At 64.3% G+C, this 8802-nt stretch carries 9 protein-coding genes; 3 read left to right on the top strand and 6 right to left on the bottom strand.

Annotated elements, in window-relative coordinates; translation table 11 throughout:
- Positions 1-154: 154 nt before the first annotated feature.
- The 3 genes from FFS21_RS18045 to FFS21_RS18035 are packed head-to-tail and all read right to left on the bottom strand — an operon-like array spanning position 155 to position 2658.
- On the bottom strand, positions 155-670 hold the full coding sequence (locus FFS21_RS18045; protein WP_137926151.1) for a hypothetical protein: 516 nt from the start codon (positions 668-670) through the stop codon (positions 155-157).
- A complete protein-coding gene (locus FFS21_RS18040; RefSeq protein ID WP_137926150.1) occupies positions 667-1101 on the bottom strand; it encodes a DNA polymerase III subunit chi in 435 nt (144 codons plus the stop codon). The genes FFS21_RS18045 and FFS21_RS18040 overlap by 4 nt, the downstream gene beginning before the upstream one ends.
- 30 nt (positions 1102-1131) lie before the next feature.
- Complete coding sequence (locus FFS21_RS18035) at positions 1132-2658, bottom strand: leucyl aminopeptidase (protein WP_137926149.1); 1527 nt, start codon at positions 2656-2658, stop codon at positions 1132-1134.
- Between the two features lie 164 nt (positions 2659-2822).
- On the opposite strand from FFS21_RS18035, the gene lptF reads away from it, so the two are divergent.
- From lptF to FFS21_RS18020, 3 genes are read left to right on the top strand one after another with little or no spacing between them, the layout of a single operon-like run.
- Positions 2823-3944, top strand: coding sequence for an LPS export ABC transporter permease LptF (gene lptF, locus FFS21_RS18030; RefSeq protein ID WP_137926148.1), 1122 nt, complete (start codon positions 2823-2825; stop codon positions 3942-3944).
- Positions 3941-5104 carry an LPS export ABC transporter permease LptG gene (lptG, locus tag FFS21_RS18025; protein ID WP_137926147.1) on the top strand — a complete coding sequence of 388 codons (1164 nt, stop codon included), beginning with the start codon at positions 3941-3943 and terminating at the stop codon, positions 5102-5104. The genes lptF and lptG overlap by 4 nt, the downstream gene beginning before the upstream one ends.
- A 2-nt stretch (positions 5105-5106) precedes the next feature.
- Positions 5107-5520: a sirohydrochlorin chelatase gene (locus tag FFS21_RS18020; protein WP_137926146.1), complete on the top strand. Its 414-nt coding sequence runs from the start codon at positions 5107-5109 to the stop codon at positions 5518-5520.
- A gap of 173 nt (positions 5521-5693) precedes the next feature.
- On the opposite strand, the gene cobA is transcribed toward FFS21_RS18020, so the two are convergent.
- Genes cobA through cysD form a run of 3 tightly spaced genes read right to left on the bottom strand, consistent with a single transcriptional unit; the run spans position 5694 to position 8799 of the window.
- Positions 5694-6458 (bottom strand): uroporphyrinogen-III C-methyltransferase, encoded by a 765-nt coding sequence (gene cobA / locus FFS21_RS18015; RefSeq protein ID WP_137926145.1) that lies wholly within the window; start codon positions 6456-6458, stop codon positions 5694-5696.
- Positions 6459-6497: 39 nt separating this feature from the next.
- Positions 6498-7802 (bottom strand): sulfate adenylyltransferase subunit 1, encoded by a 1305-nt coding sequence (locus FFS21_RS18010; RefSeq protein ID WP_137926144.1) that lies wholly within the window; start codon positions 7800-7802, stop codon positions 6498-6500.
- Positions 7803-7827: 25 nt separating this feature from the next.
- The gene (gene cysD / locus FFS21_RS18005; RefSeq protein ID WP_137926143.1) at positions 7828-8799 is read right to left on the bottom strand and encodes a sulfate adenylyltransferase subunit CysD; all 972 of its coding nucleotides are present in this window, start codon (positions 8797-8799) and stop codon (positions 7828-7830) included.
- Between the last annotated feature and the right edge of the window lie 3 nt (positions 8800-8802).

Raw genomic sequence — 8802 nt, 5'->3', positions numbered from 1 at the left:
AAAGTCGCCATCGTCGGGTGCATGAGGAAGCTTCTGACGATTCTCAATGTCATGGTCAAGACGGGTCGGCCTTGGCAGAACAACCGACCTGCTTGACACGGTTGCTCTCCCGCAAAGCGGGAGAGGGGAGCAAAACCATAGGGAAACGGAAAGATCAAACCCCGCCCGGGTCCCTCTCGATCTCTTCCAGCGTCGCATCCAGCCACTCCACCAGCCTCGCCTCCAGCGCCTGCGTCAACTCACTCGCCAACTGGGCGGTCAAAGGCGCCAGGCGCGCTTGCAACGTGGCTTCGGTGTGGGCTTCCACCACCTGGGGCCATTCGGTGCGGAAACGCATCATCACACGCGTCAGCAGCTCCGTGCGCATCGCGCGCAGATCCTCCTCAGCGGGCACGAATTCTTCCACCTCCGACAGCACGGGTGGCTCGGTATCGTAGAAAGCAGAAATCGGTTCGGCATCGCCGGTATCGCCCACCGCCGTCACCAGACCCGAATCCGGCATGTGCGCGGTATCGATCACGGGGGCTTCCTGACGGGTCGGTTCGGCGAACGGTTCTGCAAGCGGTTCGGTGAAGGCCTCGTCCGGCAGTTCCACCACTTCGGTCAACAGCGGCACGCTGTCGTGCGGAGCCAGCCGCGGAATCACCCGCGAAGTCGTGCGTTCGCTCATGCCGATTCTCCCTTGGCCTGCCCAATGTCATGGTGCGACAGCGGATACCCGCGCTCGCGATAGAAGCGATATCTCTCGCGCCCAGCGTCCCGCGCCTCGGGCGAACTGCCAATGACTTCGATCAGCCGCTCGAAGCTTGCGAACTGCGCCGGCGCCTCGGGGGCAAGGTTCACCAGCAACTGGTGATGCGGCACGCCGTCGAGCGAGGCGGCCAGGATGATGGGCGTCACCGCCGCATTGGGGTTGTCGAGCCCGCAATGCGGCAGGAAGTCCAGCGGCGAGAACGACCACAGCCGCGCATCGAGTTGCGACAACTGCTGCGGCGCGCCGTACACCACCACCTTCTGCCCTGCCCCATAGGCCTTGCGGACCAGGCGGCAGACATAGGCCAGTGTGTCAGGCACGTTGCTGTGAAAATCGATGCGCGTCATTCCGGCTGCCTTGTTGCGATGACGGTGCGCTTAACCTGCGCGATCCATCAGGAACTGCGTCAGCAGCGGCACCGGACGACCCGTGGCACCCTTGGCCGCGCCGCTCTTCCATGCCGTGCCCGCGATATCCAGGTGGGCCCAGTCGTACTTCTCGGTGTAGCGCGCCAGGAAGCAGGCCGCCGTCACGCTGCCAGCCGGACGGCCACCAATGTTGGCCATGTCGGCAAAGTTCGACTTGAGCTGGTCCTGGTAGTCCTCGTCCAGCGGCATGCGCCATGCCGTGTCCATGGCCTTGCGGCCGGCGTCGAGGAGTTGGTCCGCCAGCAGGTCGCTGCGTGCATAGAGGCCCGAGTTCACGTGGCCGAGGGCGATGATGCAGGCGCCGGTCAGCGTGGCCACGTCCACCACCGCGGCCGGCTTGAAGCGCTCGACATAGGTCAGCGCGTCGCACAGGATCAGTCGCCCTTCGGCATCGGTGTTCAGGATCTCGATGGTCTGGCCGGACATGCTGACCACCACGTCGCCCGGCTTGGTGGCGTTGCCGGCGGGCATGTTCTCGCAGGTGGGCACCACGGCGATCACGTTCAGCTTCAGGCCCATCTCGGCCACGGCCTGGATGGTGCCGAGCACCGAGGCGGCGCCGCACATGTCGTACTTCATCTCGTCCATGCCCTCGCCCGGCTTCAGCGAGATGCCACCCGTATCGAACGTGATGCCCTTGCCCACCAGCACTACCGGCGCGGCCTTGGCGGCGGCGCCGTTGTAGTGCAGCACGATGAACTGCGGCGGCTCCACGCTGCCCTTGGTCACGGCCAGGAAGGCGCCCATGTTCAGCGCCTCGATCTGCTTGCGGCCCAGGATCTCGGCCTTGAGCTTGTGGCGCTTGGCAATGCCGCGCGCGGCATTGGCCAGGTACGTCGGCGTGCAGATATTCGACGGCAGGTTGCCCAGGTCGCGCGAGAGTTCCATGCCGTTGGCGATGGCGATGCCGCGCACCACGCCCTGCGTGGCGGCCTTGGCGTCGCCGGACTCCACGGCCAGCACGATCTTGCGCAGCGCCGGCTTCTCGGCCGCAGCGCCACGCGGGGCGCGCTTGAGTTCGGGATGGCGCTCCAGCAGGCGGTAGCCGGCGTCGCGCACGATGGTGATCGTGGTGATCACGGCCCATGCCACGTCGCGCTGCTGCGGCGGCTGGGTCAGGCACCACAGCGCCGATGCCGCGCGCGTGCCGCCCAGGGCACGCATGGCCGTGCGCACCGATTCGGCAAAGGCGCGGTCACCGAACTCGGCTTCCTTGCCCAGGCCCACCAGCAGGACGCGGGCGGCGCCGATACCGGCGACTTCATGCAGCATCAGGTGCGTGCCGCGCTTGCCGTCAAAGTCGCCCAGCTTGACCAGGCGTGCCACCAGCCCCTTGGTGGCGACGTCCAGTGCCTTGGCCACGCCGGCCAGGTTCTGCCCCTCGAACAGGCCAACCACGAGACAGTCGGACTTCGTGGCCAGGAAACCATTTTGGCCGGCTTTGCTCAGATCCAGGGCTTTTGTGCTAAATTCCATCGCGCTTCCTTCAAGGGGCTCGTCGAAAAGAAAGTCCCCATTATCCGCGATTTTCATCCGCGATCTGCCGCCGCCGATCCTGCAAGCTGACAGTACGCGGTCCTGCCAGTCCTTCGGCCCCCGGTACATCGCCCGTTCCGGCCGGAAGCCGGAAGCGATTCCGCATGATCTTCCAACAAGCCCTGCGACGCGAACTCGCCTACACTGCCGGCGCAGTGTTCCTGGTGATGCTGACGTTCATGCTCACGTCGCTCGTGATCCGCATCCTGGGTATGGCTGCCAATGGCAAGGCCAGCCCCAACGACGTGCTGATGCTGATTGGCCTGGCCACTATCGGCTACCTGTCGATCCTGCTGTCGGCCACGCTGTTCATCTCCACGCTGATCGTCCTGACCCGCTGGTACAAGGACTCGGAGATGGTAGTCTGGTTCTCGGCCGGCATCTCCCTGCGCGACCTCGTCAAGCCGGTGCTGCAGTTCGCCACGCCGTTCTTTGTCATGGCGCTGCTGCTCGGCATGTTCGCGTGGCCCTGGGCCAACCAGCAGAGCGCGGCATTCCGCGACCGCTTCCAGCAACGCGGCGTGCTGTCGATGATCGCCTCGGGCCGCTTCATCGAACCCGCCAATGGCAACTACGTGCTGTTCATCGAAGGCATCGACGCCGACATGAAGCACGCACGCAATGTCTTCGTAGCCAACGCCGAAGCCGGCAAGATCGGCGTGGCGCTGTCCCATCAGGGCCAGTTCGAAACCCAGCCCAACGGCGACCGCCTGGTGGTCATGGAAAACGGCCGCCGTTATGCGGGCGTGCCCGGGCAGTTGGACTATCGGATTCTCGAATTCGATAAATACGCGGTGAAAGTGGATAATTCTCCACCCGAAACCGAAGCCAGTCTGCCGGCCAAGAGCCGCGACACCATCGACCTGCTGCGCGACCCGACCCGCGACAACCTCGCCGAATTGCTGTGGCGGGTATCGCTGCCGATCCTGGCGTTCAACTTCGTGATGATTGCCATCCCGCTGGCGTACGTGAACCCGCGCCTGGGCCGCTACACGCCGCTGGTGTTCGCCGTGCTGATCTATCTCACCTACAGCAACACGATCAACCTGGCCCAGGCCTGGGTGCGCTCCGGCTCCCTGAGCTTCTGGACCGCGCTGATTCCGATTCACGTCTTTGTCTTCTGTTGCGCATTGATGCTGTTCCGCTATCGCCAGAACCGTAGCCTGGGAGGCTGGCGCGCCGTGTTCGGCCTGAAACGCAAGTCGAATGGCGGAGGCAAGGCATGAGGGTGCTGGCCGTCTACGAGCGCTATTTCGCTCGGCTGATCTATGGCGTGTTCGCGTTCATTCTGTTCGCGGTGCTGGCGCTGTTCGTGTTCTTCGACATGCTCAACGAGCTGGAGAGCGTGCAAGGCGGCTACACGTCGCTGATCGCGTTTATCCACGTGATGCTGCAGGCACCGACCCGGATCTACGAGGTCTTGCCAATCGCCCTGCTGATCAGTGCGATCTATGTGTTCTCCCAGCTGGCCAGCCAGTCGGAATACACGATTTTCCGGGTGGCCGGGCTGAATACGCGTCAGGCGCTGTTCTCGCTGTTCAAGCTGGCGATACCGCTGGTGATCGTCACCTTCCTGTTCGGCGAGTTCATCAGCCCGGCGGGCGAGCAGTACGCGCAGAAGATCAAGCTGGAGGCCGTGGGCGCCACGGTGTCTTCGGGCTTCCGCTCTGGCGTCTGGGTCAAGGACCGGGACCGCGACACCGCCGCGAATGGCGCTGGCGAAATCACGCGATTCATCAACGTGCAGGGCCTGAAGCCGGACCAGACGATCAATGGCATCACGATCTACGAGTTCGATAAGGATTACCGGCTGCGCGTGATTCGCGTGGCCAAGGAAGGCCGTTACCAGGGCAACCAGGCGTGGCAGCTCAATGACGTGAACGAGACGCGCTTCATCGAACTACGCGACGGCATGGCGCCGAAGCAGCAGGACGCACTGGCCCCTGACTTCCGTGCCGAACAGCTCTTGTTCCCGAGCATGGTGATGCATTCGGAACTGACGCCGCAGATCCTGTCGGTGCTGCTGGTGACGCCGGAGCGGATGTCGACGCTCGACCTGTTCCGCTACATCCGCCACCTGCGCGACAACAAGCAGGACACGCAGCGCTACGAAATCGCTTTCTGGAAGAAGGTGGTCTACCCGCTGACGCTGTTCGTGATGGTGGCGCTGGCGCTGCCCTTCGCCTACCTGCATGCACGCGCCGGCGCGGTGGGCGTGAAGGTGTTCGGCGGCATCATGCTGGGGCTGTCGTTCCACTTGTCCAACACGCTGTTCTCGCACGTGGGCCTGCTGCATACGTGGCCGCCGATTGTCTCGGCGTTGGTGCCCGGCACGCTGTACCTGACGCTGGCGCTAGTTGCGCTGCGCTGGGTGGATCGGCACTGAACATGGGCGCTACCCAGGGGATCATCCTCTTCGGCCACGGCGCACGCGATGCGCGCTGGCGCGAGCCGTTCGACCGGCTGCAGGGCCGGCTGGCGGCGCAACAGCCTGACGTTGCGGTGCGCGTCGCGTTTCTGGAATTGATGACGCCGTCGCTGAGTAATGCGATCGACGAACTGGCGGGTGCAGGTATCGCGCGGATTACCGTGGTGCCGGTGTTCTTCGGCCAGGGCGGCCATCTGCGTCGGGACTTTCCGGTGTTGGTGGAGGAATGCCGGGAGAAGCATCCGGGGGTGGAGATCGTGGCGACGTCAGCCGTGGGCGAAGTGGATAGCGTGCTGGATGCGATTGCGGGGTTTTGTGTGGATGCTATCCAGTTTCCGGGCCGGTCCCCTCTCCCGCCTGCGGGAGAGGGTTAGGGAGAGGGCCTGAGGTGCAATTTGCGACGTGTTAGCGATTCCACCGCCGGCCCTCTCCCCCAGCCCCTCTCCCGCGTTGCGGGAGAGGGGAGCAAACCAGCGGCGGGAATTTCGTCATCGCCAGAAAAAAAAGCCAGAGTCACCTCTGGCTTTTTTCATTCAACCTGTCCGCCTCAAGCCGCCCGTTCCGACTCCACGACTTCCGTCACCCGCGTTCCCAGCGCCTCGCCGATCATCAGCAAACTCGGTTGCACCGGGTCCATCCATCGTGCGGCCTCGCCGGCAGCCATCTGGCTCAGCGTGAACTGATGGCTGCGCTGCTTCGGCGTCGTGGCGGCTTCTACCACCCATGCAGGCGTGGAAGCAGGCTTGCCGCGTGCAATCAGTTGTGCGGCGATAACGGCAGCCTGGTCGCGGCCCATGTAGTAGACGATGGTGTCGGCCTTGACGTCGGCTTCCACATCAATGGCGTCTGCGGCCTTAGCCTGCGTCGCAAACGCCACGCTGCGTGACACACCGCGCTTCGTCAGCGGGCGACCGATGGCGCTGGCAGCAGCAAGAGCCGCCGTGATGCCGGGCACCACTTCATACTCGATACCGGCAGCTTCCAGCGCCTGCAGTTCCTCGTCGGCGCGGCCGAACAGCATCGGGTCGCCGCCTTTCAGGCGCACTACCCGCTCGTGCTTGGTCGCCAGATCCACGATCTGGCGGTTGATGAACAGTTGGGCCGTGGAGCGCTGCCCACAGCGCTTGCCCACCTCGATCAGCTCGGCCTGGGGACACCAGGCCAGCATCTCGGGGGACACCAGCGCATCGTGCAGCACGACCTGGGCCTCGCCCAGCAGTCGTGCACCACGCACCGTGATGAGGTCCGCTGCACCGGGCCCTGCACCAATCAGGTACACCTTGCCCGCACGCTTGCCCTGCTGCCTGTTCATTTCCATTTCCGTCACGCTCGCTGTTCGTCCAGGACGATATCAGGCATACGCACGGATCATGCCCGCCGCCACCGTGTGGTTGGTGGCTTCGTCGATCAGCACGAATGCGCCCGTTGCCGGGTTATCGCCATAGGTGTCGCAAACGATCGGCTTTTGCAGCGAGATCTGCACCGAGCCGATATCGTTCAGGTTGATCTCGTGGCGGCCGGTCTCTTGCGAAAGCGTATGCACGTCGAGCACGCGATCCACCGCCGACACCTTCGCGAACACGCTCGCCGTAGTGTGCTTCAGCACGTACTTGCGTGCCGGGTTCAGCGATTCGTCGTCGAACCAGCACAGGTCGGCGGTCAGCTTCTTGGCCGAAGCTGCCGTGGCGTCCGCTGCCACAAACATATCACCGCGTGATACATCGACGTCTTCCGCCAGGCGCACCGTGATGGTGTCACCAGCGCTGGCCGAATCCGCCGCGCCATTCGGCGTCAGCACTTCAGCCACCACGGCTTCGCGGTTGGCCGGCAACACGCGCAGCTTCTGGCCCACGCGGACCGTACCCGCTTCCACGCGGCCGGCATAGCCGCGGAAATCGTCGGCAGCGGAACCGTCCTGGCGCACGACCAATTGCACCGGAAAGCGCAGTGCGTCATCACCTTCCGGCGCCACGTCCTCGACGGGCAGCGACTCCAGCACCGGCAGCAGCGACTCGCCCTGATACCACGGCATGGCATCGCTGGCGTGCACGATGTTGTCGCCGCGCAGCGCGGAGACCGGCACGTACAGCACGTCCTTCAAGCCCAGTTGCGTGGCCAGTTCGGCGTAGGCAGTGCGGATCTCGTTGAAGCGCTCTTCGCTGTAGTCGACGAGGTCCATCTTGTTCACGGCAACGATCACGTGCTGGATTTCCAGCAGCTTGAGGATCGCCGAGTGGCGCTTGGTCTGGGCCAGCAGTTCGGCGCGGCCATTGGTGACCGTCACGCGCGTGGCATCCACCAGCACGATGGCCGCGTGGGCGGTCGACGCACCCGTGACCATGTTGCGCGTGTACTGCTCGTGACCCGGCGTATCGGCGATGATGAACTTGCGGCTCGCCGTGGAGAAATAGCGATACGCCACGTCGATCGTGATGCCCTGCTCGCGCTCGGCTTCCAGACCATCGGTCAGCAGCGAGAAGTCGATCTGCTCGCCCGCCGTGCGCTTGTTCTTGGCGTTGGCCAGCGCGGTCAACTGGTCGGACAGCACGGCCTTGCTGTCGAACAGCAGACGGCCGATCAGCGTGCTCTTGCCATCATCGACGGAACCTGCGGTGATGAAACGCAGCAGGCCCTGGTGTGCGGATTGGTGTGACATATTCGGTTTCCTTGGCTGCGTCGGCTTAGAAGTAGCCTTCCTTTTTACGGCGTTCCATCGACGCTTCGCTCGTCTGGTCGTCCATGCGCGTGGCGCCGCGTTCGGTGATTTCCGTCACGGCCGTCTCGGCGATGATCTCCACCGGCGAGGCGGCAACGCTGGCCACCGGGCACGTGCAGCTGATATCGCCGACGGTACGGAAGCGGACCGACATCACTTCGCTGACGTCGCCATCCTGCTTCGGCGTGATCGGGGTCACCGGCACCAGCAGGCCGTTCTTGCGCACCACTTCGCGTTGATGCGCGTAGTAGATCGGCGGCAGGGCCAGGTTCTCGCGGGCGATGTATTGCCACACGTCGAGCTCGGTCCAGTTCGAGATCGGGAACACGCGCATCTGTTCGCCTTGCGCCATGCGTGCGTTGTACAGGCTCCAGAGCTCCGGACGCTGGGCCTTCGGGTCCCACTGGCCGAACTCGTCGCGGAAGGAGAAGATGCGCTCCTTGGCGCGGGCCTTCTCTTCGTCACGGCGGGCACCGCCCATCAGCGCGTCGTACTTGTGCGCCTCGATGGTCTCCAGCAGCGTCACGGCCTGTGCGGCGTTGCGCGAATCGGTTTCCTTGCGCAGGCGCACCGTGCCGCGCTTGATCGAATCTTCCACATGGCCCACCACCAGGCGCGCGCCGAGTTCGGCCACGCGCTGATCGCGGAAGGTGATGACTTCGGGATAGTTGTGGCCGGTATCGATATGGACCAGCGGGAACGGCAGCTCCACCTTGCGGTCGCCCAGGCGGAACGCCTTCAGCGCCAGGTGCAGCATGACGATCGAGTCCTTGCCGCCCGAGAACAGCAGCGCCGGGTTGCGGCACTCGGCCACCACCTCGCGGATGATGTAGATCGATTCGGCTTCGAGCCGGTCGAGGTGGTCGTTCTGGACCTGCAGCAAGTGATCCACGTTGGCGGCCACGCCTGCTTCTGCGATGTCGTTCATGATGCCCATGTC

This window comes from Cupriavidus sp. 2SB (assembly GCF_005503625.1).
In the GTDB taxonomy this organism is placed as follows: domain Bacteria; phylum Pseudomonadota; class Gammaproteobacteria; order Burkholderiales; family Burkholderiaceae; genus Cupriavidus.
Note: the sequence above shows the minus strand (reverse complement) of the source record. Positions and strands in the feature narration are given on the sequence as shown.